Source organism: Streptomyces soli (genome assembly GCF_003999195.1).
Classification (GTDB): domain Bacteria; phylum Actinomycetota; class Actinomycetes; order Streptomycetales; family Streptomycetaceae; genus Actinacidiphila; species Actinacidiphila soli.
Map to the genome: position 1 here is coordinate 48,088 of NZ_RJVR01000285.1, position 18,754 is coordinate 66,841.

General features: G+C 71.4%; 19 protein-coding genes and 1 pseudogene. 15 read left to right on the forward strand and 5 right to left on the reverse strand.

Features of this window, described 5'->3' with window-relative positions; genetic code table 11:
* The first annotated feature begins 3 nt into the window (after positions 1–3).
* The 7 genes from EFK10_RS31460 to EFK10_RS31490 all read left to right on the forward strand — a co-directional run bounded on the left by EFK10_RS31460 (position 4) and on the right by EFK10_RS31490 (position 7,856).
* Positions 4–1,341, forward strand: a complete 1,338-nt coding sequence (locus tag EFK10_RS31460; RefSeq protein ID WP_127359051.1) for an NDP-hexose 2,3-dehydratase family protein — start codon at positions 4–6, stop codon at positions 1,339–1,341.
* Between the two features lie 79 nt (positions 1,342–1,420).
* The gene (locus EFK10_RS31465) at positions 1,421–2,047 is read left to right on the forward strand and encodes a dTDP-4-dehydrorhamnose 3,5-epimerase family protein (protein ID WP_127359052.1); all 627 of its coding nucleotides are present in this window, start codon (positions 1,421–1,423) and stop codon (positions 2,045–2,047) included.
* Positions 2,044–3,045, forward strand: coding sequence for a Gfo/Idh/MocA family protein (locus tag EFK10_RS31470; RefSeq protein ID WP_240677589.1), 1,002 nt, complete (start codon positions 2,044–2,046; stop codon positions 3,043–3,045). The genes EFK10_RS31465 and EFK10_RS31470 overlap by 4 nt, the downstream gene beginning before the upstream one ends.
* A gap of 172 nt (positions 3,046–3,217) precedes the next feature.
* Positions 3,218–4,738, forward strand: a complete 1,521-nt coding sequence (locus EFK10_RS31475; RefSeq protein WP_164836222.1) for a peptide MFS transporter — start codon at positions 3,218–3,220, stop codon at positions 4,736–4,738.
* Positions 4,739–5,076: 338 nt separating this feature from the next.
* On the forward strand, positions 5,077–6,342 hold the full coding sequence (pcaDC, locus tag EFK10_RS31480; protein WP_127359054.1) for a bifunctional 3-oxoadipate enol-lactonase/4-carboxymuconolactone decarboxylase PcaDC: 1,266 nt from the start codon (positions 5,077–5,079) through the stop codon (positions 6,340–6,342).
* A 39-nt stretch (positions 6,343–6,381) separates the two neighbouring features.
* The gene (locus tag EFK10_RS31485) at positions 6,382–7,029 is read left to right on the forward strand and encodes an MBL fold metallo-hydrolase (protein ID WP_127359055.1); all 648 of its coding nucleotides are present in this window, start codon (positions 6,382–6,384) and stop codon (positions 7,027–7,029) included.
* A gap of 47 nt (positions 7,030–7,076) precedes the next feature.
* Entirely contained in the window at positions 7,077–7,856 is a 780-nt protein-coding gene (locus tag EFK10_RS31490; protein ID WP_127359056.1) for an exodeoxyribonuclease III, read from the forward strand.
* Here the strand turns inward: EFK10_RS31490 and EFK10_RS31495 are convergent.
* Complete coding sequence (locus EFK10_RS31495) at positions 7,823–8,611, reverse strand: hypothetical protein (protein ID WP_127359057.1); 789 nt, start codon at positions 8,609–8,611, stop codon at positions 7,823–7,825. The two genes, EFK10_RS31490 and EFK10_RS31495, sit on opposite strands and share 34 nt — an antisense overlap.
* 99 nt (positions 8,612–8,710) lie before the next feature.
* Between EFK10_RS31495 and EFK10_RS31500 the strand changes: the two genes are divergently transcribed.
* Positions 8,711–9,160, forward strand: coding sequence for a DUF6278 family protein (locus tag EFK10_RS31500; protein WP_127359058.1), 450 nt, complete (start codon positions 8,711–8,713; stop codon positions 9,158–9,160).
* Between the two features lie 33 nt (positions 9,161–9,193).
* Here the strand turns inward: EFK10_RS31500 and EFK10_RS31505 are convergent, their stop codons facing one another.
* Entirely contained in the window at positions 9,194–10,018 is an 825-nt protein-coding gene (locus EFK10_RS31505) for an XRE family transcriptional regulator (RefSeq protein WP_127359059.1), read from the reverse strand.
* A gap of 331 nt (positions 10,019–10,349) precedes the next feature.
* Between EFK10_RS31505 and EFK10_RS31510 the strand changes: the two genes are divergently transcribed.
* Positions 10,350–10,751, forward strand: a complete 402-nt coding sequence (locus EFK10_RS31510) for an ATP-binding protein (protein ID WP_127359060.1) — start codon at positions 10,350–10,352, stop codon at positions 10,749–10,751.
* Between the two features lie 29 nt (positions 10,752–10,780).
* Positions 10,781–11,032, forward strand: a complete 252-nt coding sequence (locus tag EFK10_RS31515; RefSeq protein ID WP_127359061.1) for a TfoX/Sxy family DNA transformation protein — start codon at positions 10,781–10,783, stop codon at positions 11,030–11,032.
* A 139-nt stretch (positions 11,033–11,171) separates the two neighbouring features.
* Here the strand turns inward: EFK10_RS31515 and EFK10_RS47915 are convergent, their stop codons facing one another.
* Positions 11,172–11,582: a hypothetical protein gene (locus tag EFK10_RS47915; RefSeq protein WP_164836223.1), complete on the reverse strand. Its 411-nt coding sequence runs from the start codon at positions 11,580–11,582 to the stop codon at positions 11,172–11,174.
* A gap of 280 nt (positions 11,583–11,862) precedes the next feature.
* Here EFK10_RS47915 and EFK10_RS31530 point away from each other — a divergent pair, with 280 nt between their 5' ends.
* Positions 11,863–12,750, forward strand: coding sequence for an SGNH/GDSL hydrolase family protein (locus EFK10_RS31530; RefSeq protein ID WP_127359064.1), 888 nt, complete (start codon positions 11,863–11,865; stop codon positions 12,748–12,750).
* On the opposite strand, the gene EFK10_RS31535 is transcribed toward EFK10_RS31530, so the two are convergent.
* Together EFK10_RS31535 and EFK10_RS31540 are read right to left on the reverse strand one after the other, a co-directional pair.
* Positions 12,731–13,903, reverse strand: a complete 1,173-nt coding sequence (locus tag EFK10_RS31535; protein WP_240677590.1) for a low temperature requirement protein A — start codon at positions 13,901–13,903, stop codon at positions 12,731–12,733. The two genes, EFK10_RS31530 and EFK10_RS31535, sit on opposite strands and share 20 nt — an antisense overlap.
* Before the next feature lie 4 nt (positions 13,904–13,907).
* A complete protein-coding gene (locus tag EFK10_RS31540; protein ID WP_127359065.1) occupies positions 13,908–14,657 on the reverse strand; it encodes a hypothetical protein in 750 nt (249 codons plus the stop codon).
* Between the two features lie 106 nt (positions 14,658–14,763).
* Here EFK10_RS31540 and ggt point away from each other — a divergent pair, with 106 nt between their 5' ends.
* From ggt to EFK10_RS31560, 4 genes and pseudogenes are all read left to right on the forward strand, one after another.
* Positions 14,764–16,557, forward strand: coding sequence for a gamma-glutamyltransferase (gene ggt, locus EFK10_RS31545; protein ID WP_127359066.1), 1,794 nt, complete (start codon positions 14,764–14,766; stop codon positions 16,555–16,557).
* Positions 16,558–16,567: 10 nt separating this feature from the next.
* Positions 16,568–17,299 (forward strand): hypothetical protein, encoded by a 732-nt coding sequence (locus EFK10_RS31550; protein WP_127359067.1) that lies wholly within the window; start codon positions 16,568–16,570, stop codon positions 17,297–17,299.
* A 59-nt stretch (positions 17,300–17,358) separates the two neighbouring features.
* A complete protein-coding gene (locus EFK10_RS31555) occupies positions 17,359–17,958 on the forward strand; it encodes a CGNR zinc finger domain-containing protein (RefSeq protein WP_127359068.1) in 600 nt (199 codons plus the stop codon).
* A gap of 82 nt (positions 17,959–18,040) precedes the next feature.
* Positions 18,041–18,754 (forward strand): annotated as a pseudogene (locus tag EFK10_RS31560) (hypothetical protein); the annotation flags it as partial.

Below are 18,754 nucleotides of genomic sequence, written 5' to 3' on the forward strand. Positions count from 1 at the left end.
CGAGTGTTCCGCGATCTGTCGGACTTCCACGCCTGGTGGGCAGAACGAACCCGGGCCAACGACTACCGCGTCACCAGGACGCCGCTGGAGTCGATGCCCGGCTGGGCCCTCGAACCCGGCACCGAAAACATCGTCCATGACAGCGGCAGGTTCTTCTCGGTCTGCGGGCTGGAGATCCGCACCGATCACCGCGAAGTGGCGAGCTGGTCCCAGCCGATCATCGTGCAGCCCGAGATCGGCATCCTCGGCATCCTCGTCAAAATGATCGACGGCCGGCCGCACTGCCTGCTGCAGGCCAAGATGGAGCCGGGCAACGTCAACCTGCTCCAGCTGTCGCCGACGGTACAGGCGACCCGCAGCAACTACACCCGGGTGCACCGGGGAAGCGCGGTGCCGTATCTCGACCACTTCGTCGCCCCGCGGGGCGGCCGGGTCGTCTTCGACGCCCTGCAGTCCGAGCAGGGTTCGTGGTTCCTCGGCAAGCGGAACCGCAACATGATCGTCGAGGTGACGGGCGAGGTGCCGGTGCGCGACGACTACTGCTGGCTCGACCTCGAGCAGATCGCCGTGCTGCTCAAGGAGCCCAACCTGGTCAACATGGACACCCGTACGGTGCTGTCCGGCATGCCGTTCCTCCTCTCGCAGTACGGCGGTGCGCCACGGCACGAGGAGAGCCCGGGAGGGGCCCTCCACGCCTACGGGGAACTGCTGAGCTGGCTCTCCGAGATGAAGTCGAGGTACGTCCTGACCCGCCGAACGGTGCCGTTGGCGCAGCTTGCGCGGTGGAAACGCACGGGCGGCGAGATCGTGCACGAGGAGAGCCGCTACTTCTCCATCGTCGGCGTGGACGTGCAGGCGACCAACCGTGAGGTGGCGCAGTGGTCGCAGCCGATGCTGAAACCGGCCGGGCGCGGGGTGATCGGCTTCCTGGGCCGGACGATCGACGGGGTCTTCCATGTGCTGGTCCGCGCGAAGACGGAGGCCGGCACGCACGACGTGCTCGAACTGGCACCGACGGTGAGCTGCAACGCGGCCAACTACGCCTGTCTGTCGCCCGAACTCCGGCCCCGCTACCTGGACGACCTCGAACGGGCGGCTGCCACGCGGGCCCTGGTCGACGTCGTGCACTCGGAGGAGGGAGGCAGGTTCCTCCACGCGGAGAACCGCTACCTGGTGGTCGATGCCGGCGAGGACTTCGGGCTGGACGTCCCGGACGACTTCCGCTGGATGACGGTCGATCAGCTGACCGCGTTGCTGAGGTACGGCAATCACGTCGACGTCGCCGCCCGCTGCCTGCTCAGCTGCCTCGCGGCCGTCCCCGCCCCGGTGGCGGTCGGATGAGGGCGGAGGCACCCGGCGGCGGCCGGCCCGGCATCCGGCACCAACTGACGGCACTCGAAGGCGAACAGGAGCGAAAGTGATGGAGATCAGCGAAATGGCGGTGCGGGACGCGTACCGGATCACGCCGGAGCACCTGCCCGACCGGCGCGGCCTGTTCTTCGAGGCCTGGCGCGCCCGTGCGCTGACGGAGGCACTGGGGCACGAGTTCACGGTCTCCCAGGTGAACTACTCGGTGTCGGGGCGCAACACGTTGCGCGGCATTCACGGTACGACAGTCCCGCCGGGCCAGGCCAAGCTGGTCACTTGCGTACGCGGTGCCGCGCTGGACGTGGTGGTGGACCTGCGGATCGGGTCACCCACCTTCGGCATGTACGACGTCACCCTTCAGGAAGCGGGCTCCGGCATCGGCGTCTACCTCGCCGACGGACTCGGCCACGCCTTCCTCGCGCTGGCCGACGACACCTGCATGAACTACCTGTGCTCCGAGGAGTACGTCCCCGGAACCATGATCGACATCCAGGCGCTCGACCCGGAGCTGGCCATACCCTGGGGCCTGACCGAACCGCCGATCCGGTCGGACAAGGACGCCGCGGCTCCCACCCTGGCCGAGGCCGCGGAGAGGGGACTGCTGCCGGTCTACGAACAGCTCGTGCCGACGGCCGCTCGGGGCACGCGGACCTCCGCCGAAGGAGAGGTCCGGCTGTGACGGGCGCGCGGGTCACAGGCCTTCCGGTGGTGCGGATGGGGGTCATCGGCTGCGCCGACATCGCCTGGCGGCGGACCCTGCCCGCGATGCTCGACGAGAAGACGATCGACGTCGTCGCCCTCGCGAGCCGGGACGGGCAGCGGGCGAAGCGGTTCGCGGACCGGTTCGGCGGTGAGCCGGTCGAGGGCTACCAGGCCCTGCTCGAACGCGACGACGTGGACGCCGTCTACGTCCCGCTGCCCGCGATGCTGCACGCCGAGTGGATCGAACGGGCCCTGGACGCGGGCAAGCATGTGCTGGCGGAAAAGCCGCTGACGACCGACGCCGCGGCGACGCGGCGCCTGCTGGAGCTGGCGGCCGCGCGCGGCCTGGTACTCCTCGAGAACTTCATGTTCCTCCATCACGCCCAGCACACGGCCGTGGACCGGCGGCTGGCCGACGGCGCGATCGGCGAACTGCGCCACTTCACCGGCGTGTTCACCATTCCGCCCAAGCCCTCGGACGACATCCGCAACTTCCCGGCGGTCGGGGGCGGAGCACTGTTCGACATCGGGGTCTACCCGCTGCGCGCCGCGGGGCGTTTCCTCGGTCCCGACCTGCGGCTCTCGGGCGCGGTGCTGCGCGTGGACAGACAGCGTGACGTCGTGGTCTCCGGATCGGTACAGCTGTTCCGGCAGGACGGGGTCACGGCCCAGCTGAGATTCGGCATGGAGCACGCGTACCGCACGCACTACGAACTCTCCGGCTCACACGGCAGGCTGTGGCTGGACCGGGTGTTCACTCCGCCGGACTCGTACCAGCCGGTGCTGTACGTGGAGCGGCAGGACCACCGCGAAGAGCTGACCCTGCCCGCCGACCGGCAGTTCGGCAACGTCGTGCGAGCCTTCGCCGAGGCGGTCCTCACCGGCGACACGCTCGATGAGCAGGCGCAGGCCTCCAAGCGGCACGCGCAGCTCGTCGAGGAGGTGAACTCCCGGGCCCGGCGACAGTACATCTGACGCCCCGGCACGAGGTCACCGGCGTCACGCGCCGCCCCAGCCGTACACCAGGCCCGCTCCAGACGGCCCTTGCAGGGTGGGACACATCACGCGCACCGGGCATCGCCGCCGTGCGGCCGCCCGGCGTGACCGGACGTCCTCGTTCGAGGACCGGATGAAGGAGACAGCCACGGTGAGCCGGAGCAGGCCGGAGGACCTCACGCATCCCGCGCCGCCACGCCCCGAGGAGGACGGCGAGCAGTCCGGCCCGCTGCGGCCCGGCGCGTGGGCGGACGACCCCGCCGTACCGCGTAACGGGGCCGCGGGCCCCGGGGCCCGCCGTGGTTTTCTCACCCTGCTCGGCGTCGACCTGTGGGAACGCTTCAGCTTCTTCGGCATGGCGGCGATCCTCGTCCTCTACCTCACCGCCGCCCCCGCCGACGGCGGCCTGGGCATGTCCCAGCAAACGGCCACCGCGCTCTTCGCGACCTACATGTCCCTGAACTTCATGGCCGGGCTGCCCGGGGGCTGGCTCGCGGACCGGGTCCTCGGGGCCCGCCGGGCCGTACTGGCGGGCGGCGCGCTCATCGCCTGCGGCCATGCCGTGCTCGCGATCGCGGCCGTCCCGGCCCTGTACGCCGGTCTGGCACTCGTCGTCGTCGGCACCGGCCTGGTCAAGCCGTCCCTGGCCGCCATGGTGTCCGCGGTCAGCGGCACGGCCAAGCGGGAGGAGGCCTTCTCCCGCTTCTACATGTGCATCCAGGTCTCCGCACTGCTCGCCCCGCTCGTCACAGGACTGCTCGCGGAGAAGGTCACCTGGCACCTGGGCTTCGCCGCGGCCGCCTTCGGCATGGCGGCGGGCCTTGCCCAGTTCCGTCTCGGCCTGCGCGTCCTCGACGGCGTCGGCAGCGCCCCCACCTGCCCCCTGACCCGCGCGGAGGCACGCACGGCCGCTCGGCGCGCCGCCGTGGTCGTCCTGGTCGGCGCCGCCGCCGCGACCGCGGTCGTCCTCGGCCTGCTGCCGCTGCTGGCGGTGCTGGCCCTGCTGGGCCTGGCCACGGTGTTCCTGCCGTTTCTCCATCTGCGCGCCCTGGGCCGCCGCAGTGCGGTCGACCGGCGTCGGCTGACCGCCTTCGCCGCGGTCATGGCAGCCTCGGCGGCCTTCTGGATGATCTTCGCGCAGAGCGGTTCCGTCCTGTCCCTGTTCGCCGCGCACCACACCGACCGCGACGTCCTCGGCTTCACGGTCCCCGCGAGTTGGCTGCAGTCCGTGCACCCGCTGTTCATCCTGCTCCTGGCGCCCTTCGCCGGCCGGCTGCGTGCTCGGACGACCACCAAGTTCGCCGGAGCCCTGGCCGCGGCCGGGCTGAGCTTCATCGTCATGACGGCGGCCGCCCTGCTGGCCCGCACCGGCGATGTCTCGGTGGCGTGGCTGATCGCCGTCTACCTGCTGTACTCCCTGGGTGAGGTCGTGCTCGCCCCGGCCGGCCTGGCACTGGCCGCCGCGACCGCCCCACCCGGCTACCTCAACCGGTTCCTGGCGCTGAACGGCATGTTCGCCGCCGTCGGAGTCGTCCTCGGCGGCCAGTTCTTCCGCCTGACCGCCGTCCTGCCCCTGCCCTTCTACTTCCTGGCGCTGGCCGGGATCGCCCTGGCAGCCGGCGCGGCCGTGGCTGCCGCCGCCCGCCGTCTGCGCCTCCACCTGCCTGCCTGACCGCCTGACACCGAGCCGGAGCCGGGGCTTTCCCGTCTGCGATCCGCCCCCCGAAGGCGGTCAGCCCGGCGACCTCAGCGACCGCTCCCGCACCCGCTCCACATGCCCCCCGAACACCTCCCGAGCTGTGACTGAGAGGTTCTTAGGTCGAAGGGACTGGAACCGGGCGCGCGCCCGCAGGACCCACTGCCGACACGGCCACGAGTACACGTCGGAGAACACGTACCTGGACCCTCGAGGCTTCCGGCAGTGCCGGGCCTGTCGTAGCGAGAAGAACAAGAGCCGTTAGGTTGGGACCGGCCGTGTGAGATCCCGTGAGAGATGAGAGGGTCAGAAGGGTGAGCGAGACACCAGCGAAAACCCTGCAATACCGCTTTGACGGGCCAGAAGACGCACCTGTCCTGATCTTGGGGCCCTCACTGGGTACCACATGGCACATGTGGGACCGCCAGGTGCCCGAGCTGACCCGGCAGTGGCGCGTCCTGCGCTACGACCTCCCCGGCCACGGCGGAGCACCGGCGGAGCCGGCCAACGCCACCGCCGAACTGGCCGACCGGCTGCTCGCCACCCTCGACGGGCTCAGCATCGAGAGCTTCGGCTACGCCGGCTGCTCCATCGGCGGCGCCATCGGCACCCAGCTCGCCCTGCGCGCCCCGCACCGGGTCGCCTCCCTCGCCCTGATCTCCTCCTCCGCCCGCTACGGCACCCCCGACGAGTGGCGGCAGCGCGGCGTGATCGTACGGGCCAACGGGCTCGGCCAGATCGCGCATAGCGCCCCGGAGCGCTGGTTCGCCGACGGCTTCCGGGCGACGCAGGGTGCCATCGTCGAGTGGGCGGTGCAGATGGTGCGGACCACAGAACCGGGCTGCTACATCGCCGCCTGCGAGGCCATGGCCGCCCACGACCTGCGCGAGGAGCTGGCCCGCATCACCGTGCCGACCCTCGTCCTCGGCGGCGCGGAGGACCCAGTCACGCCCCCGGCCGACGCGCGGGTCCTGGTCGCCGGAATACCGGACGCGCGGCTCGCCATCGTGCCGGGCGCCTCGCACCTCGTCCCGGTCGAGCAGCCCGCCGCCGTCACCGACCTTCTCGTACGGCACTTCGGCACCGCCTGGGCCGGGCCGCCGGTGCTCGTGCCGGTGCCGGTGGCCGAACCGGTCGCCGCCCCCGTTTCCGTCGCCGTCCCCACCGCGCCCGAACCGGCCGGGCCGGCGGGGGAGGTTCTCCCGGACCCGTACGACGCCGGGATGAAGGTGCGCCGCGAGGTGCTGGGCGACGCGCACGTGGACCGGGCCGGCGCGGGCGCCGACGAGTTCACCGAGGACTTCCAGGAGTTCATCACCCGCTACGCCTGGGGTGAGATCTGGACCCGCGAGGGCCTCGACCGCCGCACCCGCAGCGTCGTCACCCTCACCGCGCTCGCCGCCCGGGGCCACTACGACGAACTGGCCTTCCACACCCGCGCCGCACTGCGCAACGGACTCAGCCCCGCCGAGATCAAGGAGGTGCTGATGCACACCGCCGTCTACTGCGGGGTGCCGGCCGCGAACTCCGCCTTCGCGGTGGCCCAGCGTGTTATCCAGGAAGAAACTGCACCACGTTGATGATCGGCGGGCGGGCCCCGGTCGGCCATCATGGTTCGTATGAAGCTGACCAAGAAGGGCCACGCCTGCGTCCGGCTGGAGAAGGACGGGCGCACGCTCGTCATCGACCCCGGTACTTTCAGCGAGGAGGACGCCGCCGTCGGCGCCGAGGCCGTCCTCGTCACCCATGAACACCTCGACCACTTCAACGAGGACCGGTTGCGGGCCGCGCTGGAGGCGAACCCCGAGGCCGAGATCTGGACGCTGAGCAGCGTCGCGGAGAAGGTCGCGGCGGCCTTCCCGGGACGGGTGCACACGGTGGGGGAGGGCGACACCTTCTCCGCCGCCGGGTTCGACATCCAGGTGCACGGAGAGCTGCACGCCGTGATCCACCCGGACATCCCGCGCATCACCAACGTGGGTTACCTGGTGGACGGCAGCCTCTTCCACCCCGGCGACGCGCTCACCGTCCCGGACAGCCCGGTCGACACCCTGCTGCTGCCGGTGCACGCGCCGTGGAACAAGGTGGCGGAGGTCATCGACTACGTACGCGAGATCAAGCCGCAGCGCGCGATCGACGTCCACGACGGGCTGCTCACCGACATCGCGCGCATGGTCTACGACAACCTGCTCGGCCCCAACGGCCCGGGCGTCGCCGGAGCCGACCACGGCCGACTCGCGCCGGGCGAGAGCCTCGACCTGGGCTGAAGCGCTGCTCCCTCCGGCTGTCAGAGGCGGGCGGTACATTCGAGGGCATGCGCATCGCCACATGGAACGTCAACTCGATCGCCGCCCGCCTCCCCCGGCTGCTGGCCTGGCTCGAAGCCTCGGGCACGGATGTGCTGTGCATCCAGGAGACCAAGTGCACCGAGGAGCAGTTTCCCTTCGACGAGCTCCGGGCGATCGGCTACGAGGCCGCCGTCAACTGCACCGGCCGGTGGAACGGGGTGGCGCTGCTCTCCCGCGTCGGCCTGGAGGACGTGGTCGTCGGCCTGCCCGGTGGCCCGCTCTACGAGGAGGTGGACGAGCCGCGCGCGGTGTCCGCCACCTGCGGTCCGGTCCGGGTCTGGTCGGTCTACGTACCCAACGGCCGTGAGGTCGGGCACGACCACTACGCCTACAAGCTCCGCTGGTTCGAGGCGCTGCGGTCCGCCGTCGCCGAGGACGCGGCCGGCGAGCGCCCCTTCGCGATCCTGGGCGACTACAACGTGGCGCCGACCGATGAGGACGTCTACGACCCGGCGGTCTTCGAGGGCCTGACCCATGTCACCCCCGCCGAGCGGGCCGCCCTGGCCGCGCTGCGTGAGGCTGGGCTGAGCGACGTGGTGCCCCGCCCGCTGAAGTACGACCGCCCGTACACCTACTGGGACTACCGCCAGCTCGCCTTTCCCAAGAACCGGGGCATGCGCATCGACCTCGTCTACGCCAACCAGCCCTTCACCAAGGCCGTCGGCGACGCCTATGCGGACCGCGAGGAGCGCAAGGGCAAGGGCGCCTCGGATCACGCGCCGGTCGTGGTCGACCTCGACGTCTGAGCCGGCCGGGGGAAGCCCACGGCGAACCGCCCGCCCACCCGGCGCTGGAACTCCATGTAGCCGCCCCGGAGCGCGGGCGGGCACGGCAGGTGCAGGGTGGCCGGGGCCCGGACCTCGCGCAGGTCGACCACGAGCGCGTCGTCCGGCAGCCCGGCGAGCACGGACGCCAGCTCCGGGTCCGAGCCCGCGTCGGACCCGGCGCGGGCCTGCGGCACCGGCGTGCCGCGCAGGTCGGGGCGGTACGACATGACGCGCGAGGCCTCGGTCAGGCGCTCCAGCAGCAGGCCCTCGTCGTCGGCCGCGCGCAGCGCCGCCAGCCCCGCCCGGGCCAGCGCGGAAACCCAGGCGACCAGGGACGGGGCGGCGTAGGCCCACGTCTCGTGGAAGACTCCGGCCGCCGACGCCGCGAACACCCGCCCCCACGCCCCGGTCGTACAGTCCACGTCCACGAACAGCGCGTCCCCGCCCGCCTCACGGATCAGGTGGGCCGATCCCGGCGGCCCTGTCGCCCACCCGCCCGACGCCAGCCCCCGCTCCGGCGCGAGCCGGTACTCCTCGCTCTCCGCGATCCGGAACGCCCGCACCCGCCGCGCGAGCTGCCGTACGCCGGCCGGCAAAGGCACGCCCCACGCGTCGATCTCGGCGTCCTTGGCCCCCGATGCCAGCCGCACCGCTCCCGGGGCGCGTTCGGCGAGCTGCGCCAGTAAGCGCCAGGCGCGGTCGGCGGCCTCGCGCTCGTGGTGTTCGTCGCACATTGCATGCCCCTTCAATCGCCGGGCATCCTTACGCAACGTATTGTGCGGCAACAGAACGTATACAACGTGTCGTTCCCCGGCATGTGCCAGGCTGAGCGCATGGACATCCCGTTCCTGGACAAGTGGCTCAAGCGGCGCGCGGGGCAGGGCGAAGCCCGCGGTGTGGCCGTGATCGGTCCGATCGCCGACGACCCGCAGGGCGTGGCGGAGCTGCTGGCGGAGTGCGGGCTGCTGCGTGAGCAGGCTGCGGCCGCAGGCGTCGAACTCGACGACACGGTCGCGTCGTTGGAGCGCCTGGACCAACTGCTGCCGCGCTGGCGCGACGACCCGGACGAGGTGCCCTGGCTGGGCAACGACGCCGGTCTCTACCTGGGCACCGTCATCATTCGCACCGTGCCGGGCGCGGCCTGGCGGGTGTGGCCCAATGGGCAGCCGGTGGTGACGCTCGACTCCGGACGCGAGGTCGATGTCGTCGATATCGGCCACGGCTGGGCCGAGAGCGGCACGCCGGAGCTGTCGCAGGCCTACGCCGAGGTGTCGGAGGGCTGAGGTCCGCCGGACAGGGCCTGAACCCTGGCGCGCTCAGATCACTCGTTCGGCACCGTCCCTCAAGGCATCGAAGTACCGCTCGAAGCCGACGGCGAACGTGGCCGGCGGGGTCGGCGAGAACCGGTAGACGAGCGACGCGTGCGGGTCGCTGCGCGCGCCGATGACCGCCACGAACGACGTGTCGTCCAGCCGGATCATCCGCCAGACCGGCGGCGTCCGGTAGCGGTAGACCTCCAGCTTCAGCGTGCCCTCCTCGGCCAGCTCGCCGAGCAGTTCCTCCGCGAACCGCAGACTCGCCGAGAAGAAGCGGGCCGTCTCGCCGACCTCCTCGGCGATCCGGGACACGGCCGGGCTCTCGTGGTGCAGCACCATGACCCGAACCCTCGGCACGCATTCACGGTCCGGGCGCGTCAGGGCCCTCCGCAGCAGCGAATCGCCCATCGCGACCATGCCCAGGGCCCGTACGGCGATCACATCCGCCGACCGGGCGTTCTCCGCCGCCTGCCGGATCTCCGTCATCGCCTCGGCCTTCGTACGCGACACGGCCGCGACCTGCGGATGCTGCAGCAGATCCAGCGGCCCGGACTGGCTGAACCGGATCGGCGCGAGCCCCATCAGCAGTCGCGCCTCGTCAGGCATACGCAGGCCGGCCGCGATCCGTTCAAAGACGTCGATCCGCACCACCACTCGCCGGTTGCGGACGATTTCGTTGACCCGCCCCTGTAACAGCCCGGTGGCGGCCGCGATTCTTGACTGGCTGGCCCCGCCGTACTGCTGGGCGAAGCGCAGGATCGCGCCCGCGTCGCGACCGCGCAGCGCCTCACGTATCTCCTCCCGCTGCCAGGCCCAGTCGGGCATCTCCACGAAATCCCCGGAAGGCGGAGAAGGGGGAGAAAGGGGAGAAGACGGAGATGCTGGACCAGACATGGGTGAACTCTCCCGCCCGCGCAGACGGCCCCCAGTCGAGTTACCAGGGGGTATATCGCAGTGAGAATAGCGCGGGGGTATCGCATTCACAGGGTCTTCACGAGATGCTCAGCGCCACCTTCCCCACAAATGAGGTGGACATATGCGTGAAAACCTGGCTGCTCAGGCACCAATCCATCGAGATACCGGTGAGGCGCCCAGCGACGAAATACCCCGGAATACCGCGCCCGAACCGGCCGAACATGCACAACCCGTCGAACCCGTGGATTGCCCGCCGACGACCCTGCTCGTCGGCGAAGTCTTCCTCCCCTGCGACGAGCACGCCCCGCGCCAGGCCCGCCGCATCCTCGACGCGACCCTGGACGTGTGGGGCCTCAGCCACCTGATGGAAACGGCGAGCGTGGTGCTGGCCGAACTGGTCACCAATGCCGTACGACACGCGGGCGGCCGCCAGATCGGTCTGACGCTGTGGCGCAGACTGACCCTTGTGCACATCTCGGTGCGCGACTGCTCGCGCTCGCTGCCCTGCCTGATCCTCACCGGACCGTTCCCCACCACGGCCGAGAGCAGCCGCGGGCTTCAGCTGGTCTCCGCGTACACCTTCCGCTGGGGTACGGAACTCCTCCCGGGCGGCAAGCGTGTCTGGGCTGAGATCGCGGTCTGACGGACCGTCCGGCGGTGCATGATGTCGGCATGGACTCCCTGCAGCAGATGCCCAACATCGGAGCGATCCTCGCAGAGCGCCTGCGCCGCGCCGGTGTGACGGACGCCGACGAGCTGCGCCGCCTCGGCGCCGGCCGGGCCTTCGAGAAGATCCGGGCGGATCTCCCGGAGGAAGCCTGCACGCACACCCTGCTCGCCCTGGAGGGCGCCATCCGCGGAACCCGGTGGACCGCCATCCCCAAGCCGGAACGGGACACCCTCGTCGACCGCGTCCTTGGCTGACGGACTTCCTGGGCATAAACCTCCCTTGACCAGGCGCATACGGTACTCACAGGGTCAGCACAGTGCGGGCATGGGCGGATGGGATTGGCTCGTGGGACACCTGATATCCGGGCGTCGCGTGCGCCGGACCTTTGAGGAGCTACTGACCCATGACTCGTGTCCTGAGGACTCGCCGCCGGACGGTTCCCGCCGCCGTCGCACTACTGGCTGCCTCGACGCTGTTGCTGGCTGGCTGTGGCTCGGGCTCCTCGTCCAGCAGCAGCAGCGGAAGCCAGCCGAGCAGCACCGCCTGTCCGAGCGGCCGCCCCGGCGGCGGCTTCGGCGGATCGGGCCGGCCCTCCGGTATGCCGAGCGGTAGGCCGTCCGGCATGCCGAGCGGCCGGCCGTCGGGGATGCCCTCGGGCAGGCCCTCCGGTGGCTTCGGCGGCCGCGGCGGCTGCGGTGGCTTCGGCGGCCAGGGCAGCGCGGCGCCGCAGCCCTCCAGCTCCTGAGTCCTGCGCCCTGAGCGGGTGAGCGGGGCCCCGGGTCGGTGACCCGGGGCCCCGCTCACCCGCTCACCGGCACCGACAGCGTGGACGGATCGCCGGCCGGGGACGTGAAGGCGATCGTCGACAGCGCCGGATTGCGCTCGATGTACAGCGGGTCGACGGTGTCGATCACCAGCGCCAGCCTGGGGGTAATACTCGTGAGTGTTACGCACGAGTAACGATTGGTCGATCGCCTTGAAAGAACGTCAGTCCGTTGACTCAACTGTCGTCCCGGCCATTGACACCCGCCCCGCGTGCACTGAATCTGAGCACGTCAATGTCGACACAGGGGGAGGATCACAGATGCGCAGACGCACACTGGTCCGGGGGGTCGCCGCACTCGGCGCCACCGTCGCACTCACCGCAGGCAGTGCCATTCCGGCCGCCGCCCACGACCACGGTCCGGGCGGCGGCCGCAGTTATGTCGCCCTCGGCGACTCGTATACGGCCGGACCGCTCATCCCGGTACAGACGGACGCCAACTGCCTTCGCTCCAGCAGCAACTACCCGTCGCTCGTCGTGCAGCGGCTGGCCCGCGCCACCCTGACCGATGTGAGCTGCAGTGGCGCCACCACGAAGGAGATGTGGCAGGCGCAGGGCACCAACCCGCCGCAGCTCGACGCCGTCACCAGGGCGACCGACCTCGTCACGCTCCAGATCGGCGGCAACGACGTCGGTTTCGGCAGCATCATCGCCACCTGCGCCGGCGTCGCCGCCACCGACCCGACCGGCAGCCCGTGCCGGGCGCACTACAACGCGAGCGGAACGGACCAGCTCCAGACCAACATCCGCGACACCGCCCCCAAGGTCGCGGCTGTCCTCGCCGGCATCCACAAGCGTGCCCCGCACGCCCGCGTCGTCGTGGTCGGCTACCCGGACCTGCTGCCCGACAGCGGCGTCGGTTGCCGTCCCTCGGTGCCCTTCGCCGACGGCGACTTCGCCTATCTCCGCGACACCGAGAAGGGGGTCAACGCCATGCTCGCCCGTCAGGCGCGGGCCGCCCACGCGACGTACGTCGACACCTACACCCCGACCATCGGCCACGACATGTGCCAGACCCCCGGCGTCCGCTGGATCGAGCCGCTGACCCCGGCCTCGCCCGCCGCCCCCGCACACCCCAACGCCCTGGGGGAGCAGGCCATGGCGGCCGCCGTCCTCGACCGGCTCTGCGTCAGGCAGCCGGCCGGCTGACCACCACCGATGCCGCCCCCAGGGCCGCGAGGACCAGCCCGGTGGCGAGCACGGGGATGGCGGTGAAGGTCACGGCCAGCACCAGCGCCGCCGCGCCCGGCGACAGCAGGTTGTGGGCGAGGGGCACATGGTGCGGCCTGATGTGCAGGACGTACAGCACGAGCAGGAACACCGCGACCGGCACCGTCACGGTGGCCCCCGCCGCGGCGTGCGAGATATGGGCGTGGTGCGTGGCGTAGTCGATGTTGACTGCCAGCCCCGCACCCACGGCCGCTGCTGAGGCGAAGATCAGGTAGTGGCCGTAACCCCAGGGGATGCTGGCCCGGTTGGAGGTCAGGAACTGGGCGGCGGGCTTCGCGAAGTACAGCCACCAGATGGAAAAGACGATCAGCAGCCCGCCGCCGGCCACGCTGAACAGCGCGAGCGGCGTCTCCCGCAGGTCGATCGCCTGCTGCACCGCCAACGTCGCCGCGAGCACCGACTCGCCCAGGACGATGAGGGTGAACAGGCTATAGCGCTCGGCGATGTGATGCGGATGCCAGGGAGTCCGGCCGGCGGCCTCGGACCAGATGGGGACGCAGAGGTCCAGGAGTCCCAGCACCGCGAAGGTGGCGGCCTGCCACGAGTGGGGCAGGAAGAGCCAGCCGGTCCAGGCGCACTGGATGGCGATGATTCCGAGGGCGTAGCGCAGGGCCGTCGCGCGCCCCTGCGGATGGGAGTGCGCCGCCCGCAGCCACTGCGAGACCAGCCCGGTCCGCATGATGATGTAGCCGGTCACCGGCAGCGTGAAGTCATGCGCGGTGAAGGCGCGGGGGACCCCGGCGGCCAAAATCAGGATGCCGGTGATCTGGACGAACGTGGTCAGCCGGTACGGGACGTCGTCGATGTCGTACGCGGACGCGAACCACGTGAAGCCCATCCAGGCCCACCAGATCGCGAAGAACACCATCACGTAACTGGCCACCCCGGTCGAGGCGTGGTCCCCGGACAGCGCGTGGTGCAGCTGGGCCCCCACCTGGGCCACGGCGACCACGAAGCACAGGTCGAAGAGCAGCTCCAACGGCGTGGCCGCGCGATGCGGCTCCGCGGGGTCGCGGGCCGTCATCGGGCGCAGCCAGGGGGTTCTCGCGGCGGTGGTGTTCTGTTGGCTCACGCCGTCATTCTGCCGTTATGGCTGCCGGACGGCTGTTCGGTGTCGATGCCGCCCGGGTGACGTCGGCGACGACCTCCACGACATCGGGACCGTACGCCTGCGAATTGACCACCTTCAGCAGCAGGCAGAAGGAGCCGTCCAGCCCGTACTTGCGGGCCAGGCGGGGGTAGTGGCGGGCCAGGTAGCGCACGGCCGCCTGGTTGGTGATCGCGGTCTGGCCGGAGGAGAGGAAGACCGGGCGGCTGTTCCCGGTGTTCTCGTCGGCGGCGATGCGGGCCAGGAGTATGTACTCCACCGAGCCCTTGTCCAGGCGGTAGGTCTCGCCGTCGATGGTGAAGGCGCCCCGGTCCGGGCCGATGCTGTCGGGGTTGACCTCGACGCCGGGGAGCATGGAGCGAAGATGGGCCGCCATGCGCTGGTTGGACACCGGGCCTCCGATGCAGAACTCCGTACGCGCCCCGAAGCCCTGCCACGCCGTGTCGTGCGGCAGGATCTCGGCGTGCGCCCGGCAGTCCTTGATCAGCGCCGCCAGTTCGATCAGCGCGAAGACGTCGTGCCGCGCCACGCTCCACTCCCGTGCGCCCGGGTCGCGGTTGACCACCAGCAGGCACTCGGAGCCGGTGGGCAGCCCGAAGAAGCGCTGCTGGCGGCGGAGTTTGCGGCGCCACAGGTAGGTGCGGACGAACCAGCCCAGCGCTGCGCTGATGGCGCTGGCGGCCAGGCCCAGGATGATGTTGCGGACGTCGTCGCTCATGAGCGCGAATCGTAGCGGCGACGTTCGAGGTGATGTGTTCCTGACGGAGGAGACGAATCCCGTTAGGCTGCGCAGACGGTCGCGGTCGTCCAGTGGAGGTCCCCGTATGCGTCGTCGCCATGTCTCGCTGCTCGCCGTCAGTGCGGCCCTGATTTCGGTCGGCGCGGCGCCCCCGAACCAGGCCGCGCCCTCGACACCGGCGAAGGTCCCGGTGGCCGTCGGCTACGGCGGCGCCGTCGCGAGCGTGGACGCCGACGCGTCGGCCGCCGGCATCGAGGTGCTGCGGCAGGGCGGCAACGCGGTCGACGCCGCCGTGGCCACCGCCGCCGCGCTCGGCGTCACCGAGCCGTACTCCTCGGGCATCGGCGGTGGCGGCTACTTCGTCTACTACAACGCCCGCACCCACAAGGTCTCCACGATCGACGGCCGCGAGACCGCCCCCGCCAGCGCCACCGACCAGCTCTTCGTCGAGAACGGCCAGGCCATCCCCTTCGACGCCGCCGTCACCAGCGGCCTGAGCGTCGGGGTCCCCGGCACGCCCGCCACTTGGTCGAGAGCCCTCAACACCTGGGGCTCCGAGTCCCTCAAGACGGTCCTGCGGCCCGCCGAGCGCATCGCCCGCGACGGCTTCACCGTGGACGGCACCTTCCGCAGCCAGACGCAGTCCAACCAGGCCCGCTTCGCCGACTTCCCCGACACCGCCAAGCTCTTCCTCCCCGGCGGCGAACTCCCGGTCGTCGGCTCCACCTTCACCAACCCCGACCTCGCCACTACGTACGAGGAGCTGGGCAAGAAGGGCGTCAAGGCCGTCTACGCCGGCGACATCGGCGCCGACATCGTCAAGACCGTCCGCAACCCGCCCGTCGACCCGGCCTCGAGCCGCGTCGTACGCACCGGGGACCTCACCGCCGCCGACCTCAAGGCGTACCGGGCGAAGCAGCAGGCCCCGACCAAGGTCTCCTACCGTGGCCGGGACGTCTACGGCATCGCCCCCTCGTCCTCGGGCGGCACCACCGTCGGCGAGGCCCTCAACATCCTCGAGGGCACGGACCTCTCCAAGCTCACCGACGCCCAGTACCTCCACCGCTACCTCGAGGCCAGCCGCATCGCCTTCGCCGACCGGGGCCGCTGGGTCGGCGACCCCGCGTACGAGAAGGTCCCGACCGCCGGGCTGCTCTCCCAGTCGTACGCCGACTCGCGCGCCTGCCTGATCAAGGACGACGCCGTCCTGACCAGCCCGCTGGCCCCCGGCGATCCCAGCAACCCGACCGCCTGCACCACCTCGGGCACCGCGGCCCCGACCACGTACGAGGGCGACAACACCACGCACCTCACGGTGGCCGACAAGTGGGGCAACGTGGTGTCGTACACGCTGACGATCGAGCAGACCGGCGGCAGCGCCATCACCGTCCCCGGCCGCGGCTTCCTCCTCAACAACGAGCTCACCGACTTCTCCTTCACCCCGGCGAGCCCCACGGTCCACGACCCCAACCTTCCCGGCCCCGGCAAGCGCCCGCGCTCGTCGATCTCCCCGACCATCGTTCTCAAGAACGGCCGCGTCGACTTCGCCCTCGGCTCCCCGGGCGGCTCGACCATCATCACCACGGTCCTCCAGGTGCTGACCGAACACGTGGACCGTGGCCTGCCGCTCGTCGACGCCATCGCCGCCCCACGGGCCAGCCAGCGCAACACCACCACGACGTCCGCCGAGACGGCCTTCCTGGCCACCCCGGCAAAGGACCAACTCACCGCACTGGGCCACGTCTTCGCCGAGACCTCCGAGATCGGCGCCGCCACCGGCATCCAGCGCCTCCCCGACGGCCGCTGGCTGGCCGCCGCCGAGACCGTCCGCCGCGACGGCGGCTCCGCCCAGGTCGTCCGGCCGAGCGGTACACCGTAAGGGGCAGCGCATGGCGGCCATGGTCTGGGTACTGCTGGTCCTGGCGGGCTGCGCCGGCTACGTCGGCCGACGCCTCTACAGTTACCCCGGCGGCTGGGCGTATGCCTTCGGTGGAGCGTACGCCCGCGACCGCCAGGACCTGGCCGCCGCCCGCCGCCGCCTTCGCGGACTCGAACGGGAGGCCCGCCGCGAACTGTCCGACGCGAGGAGCCACGTACGCGGCGAGGAGTCCCGGCACCGCGAGCGCATACGCACCGCCGAACAACACCTGAGAGAACTCCGCCATCCCGGCCGGGGCGAACTGCTCGAATCGCTCGGCGAACTGAAGCTGCATCAGCACCAGCTGCGCTTCGGCACCCGGGACATCCAGCTCGCCGGGCTCCACATCAGCTATGAGCAGGCGTCCGGCGAGTTCGCCATCCAGATCCGCGGCGGGCTGCGCGTCTCCTACCAGCGCGGTCAGTACACGGAGGCCGACGTACGCCGCTTCGCGGGGCGAATCGAGGACGCGGTCACCCAGGAGAACGACTTCCGCAAGCAACGCAGGAGCCTCATCGCACAGGCCGAGGCCGAACTGCGCCGCGTACGGGCCGACACCGCCCCCAAGGACTCGGCCCGTGCGCAGCTCGTCCAACTGACCGAGCGCCAGCGCCAGGACAGGCGGCTGGTGGCCGCCCGTGCCGAACTGGAGGCCGCGTGCGAGCGCTGGTACGGGACGAGCGGGCACCGGCCCGCCGCCTAATGCATAAGATGTAACCCTTCCGTTAGACAGTCGGTGCGACGCAACAGAAGGGCACTGCCATGGACCTCCATCCCGCCCTGGAGTTGGCGAGCACCGTCCACCACGATGGGCATGGCGGGGTCGCGGACGATCTGGCCGACGCCGAGGGGCTGACGGCCTGGGTGCGGGAGCGGGCGGAATGGCTGGGCGTCTCGCCGTTCGACGCCGACGAGCGCGCGCGGGTCGAGGTCGTCGCCGTACGCCAAGCCGTACGAGCAGTGTTCGCCCGCGCCGTGAGTCCGGGCCCGGCCAGTTCGGCCGACGCCAACCGCCTTCTGCCCGCCGACGAGGCCGTGGCCCGGCTGAACGCGGCGGCGGCGCGGCAGCCGGTGACCGTAAGCCTCGAATGGCCCGACGAGGCCGAGCCCAGCGCGCGGCTGCACCCGGCAGGCCCCGCGGACCCTGTGGCCGCCCTCACCGCCACCCTCGCCCGCGCCGCCATCGACTTCCTGACGGGGCCTCAGCGTGAGCGGCTGCGCGCGTGCGCGGCGCCGCGCTGCGTGCGGTACTTCGTGAAGGCGCACGGCCGGCAGGAGTGGTGCAAGCCGTCCTGCGGCAACCGCGCCCGCGTAGCGCGGCATTACCGGCGCCACCGTGCGCCGTCAGAAAACTCCCCGTAGCGCCCTCGTAACACAACTGGTGTCGAATGCGAACGGACCACACGCTTCCGCCGCGCCTCGCGGCGGGCAGGGAGGTACGACCGTGGATCGCAGGGCGGGTGCTGAAATCGGCGACGCCGTAAGGGAGTTCACCCTCTACTTCCGCTCTCTGGTCACCGCCCTGGGCGAGACGCCGGGCTGGTACGGAGTCTTCGCGGCCCGCGATCCGGAAGGTGTACGCGCCTATCTCGACGGCCACGACGTACCGCCGTGGGATGTGCTGCTGGCCGTCCTCCACGACGTCGCCGCCCTGCACGGCGGCCGGTCGGTCCCCGGCGAGGCGCTGACGCGGGCGAAGCGGCTGTATGCGGCCGCGGTGGCCGAGTTCGACGCGGCGCCCGGCAGCGAACACGCGCTACGGGCGCGGCTGGACATGATGCAGCGGGAACGGCAGTACACGCTGCTGCGCGAGCGCGACGCCGCCCGCGCCGTCCAGCTCGGCACCGCCGACCCCAACGACCTCGCCTGGGCCCGCGACGACCGGGAACGCGCCACCGCCCGCTGCCTGGAACTGCAGGGCAGGCTCGACGCTCTCGTGTCCCGTCCGCCGGCCCCCGAGGGCTGGTTCCGCGAACCCGAACCCGACGCACGGGCCGTCCGCGTCCCGGCCCCCCGCACCGAGGAAGCGCCCGCCCCGCAGCAGGGGCAGGAGCTGCAGCGCAAGCCCGCCGGCCGTACCAAGCGGGAGCGCTCGCGCGGCGGCGCCCGCTACGGCGGCGCCCGGTTCGCCGGTGCGCCCGAGACCGAGCCCGCCGAG

Excerpts from the sequence above, each read along its gene's own strand:
- EFK10_RS31465 (WP_127359052.1), top strand. The coding sequence starts at position 1,421 with ATGGAGATCAGCGAAATGGCGGTGCGGGACGCGTACCGGATCACGCCG.
- EFK10_RS31485 (WP_127359055.1), top strand. The coding sequence starts at position 6,382 with ATGAAGCTGACCAAGAAGGGCCACGCCTGCGTCCGGCTGGAGAAGGAC.
- EFK10_RS31490 (WP_127359056.1), top strand. The coding sequence starts at position 7,077 with ATGCGCATCGCCACATGGAACGTCAACTCGATCGCCGCCCGCCTCCCC.
- EFK10_RS31495 (WP_127359057.1), bottom strand. The coding sequence starts at position 8,611 with ATGTGCGACGAACACCACGAGCGCGAGGCCGCCGACCGCGCCTGGCGC.
- EFK10_RS31500 (WP_127359058.1), top strand. The coding sequence starts at position 8,711 with ATGGACATCCCGTTCCTGGACAAGTGGCTCAAGCGGCGCGCGGGGCAG.
- EFK10_RS31505 (WP_127359059.1), bottom strand. The coding sequence starts at position 10,018 with ATGCCCGACTGGGCCTGGCAGCGGGAGGAGATACGTGAGGCGCTGCGC.
- EFK10_RS31515 (WP_127359061.1), top strand. The coding sequence starts at position 10,781 with ATGGACTCCCTGCAGCAGATGCCCAACATCGGAGCGATCCTCGCAGAG.
- EFK10_RS31530 (WP_127359064.1), top strand. The coding sequence starts at position 11,863 with ATGCGCAGACGCACACTGGTCCGGGGGGTCGCCGCACTCGGCGCCACC.
- EFK10_RS31540 (WP_127359065.1), bottom strand. The coding sequence starts at position 14,657 with ATGAGCGACGACGTCCGCAACATCATCCTGGGCCTGGCCGCCAGCGCC.
- ggt (WP_127359066.1), top strand. The coding sequence starts at position 14,764 with ATGCGTCGTCGCCATGTCTCGCTGCTCGCCGTCAGTGCGGCCCTGATT.
- EFK10_RS31550 (WP_127359067.1), top strand. The coding sequence starts at position 16,568 with ATGGCGGCCATGGTCTGGGTACTGCTGGTCCTGGCGGGCTGCGCCGGC.
- EFK10_RS31555 (WP_127359068.1), top strand. The coding sequence starts at position 17,359 with ATGGACCTCCATCCCGCCCTGGAGTTGGCGAGCACCGTCCACCACGAT.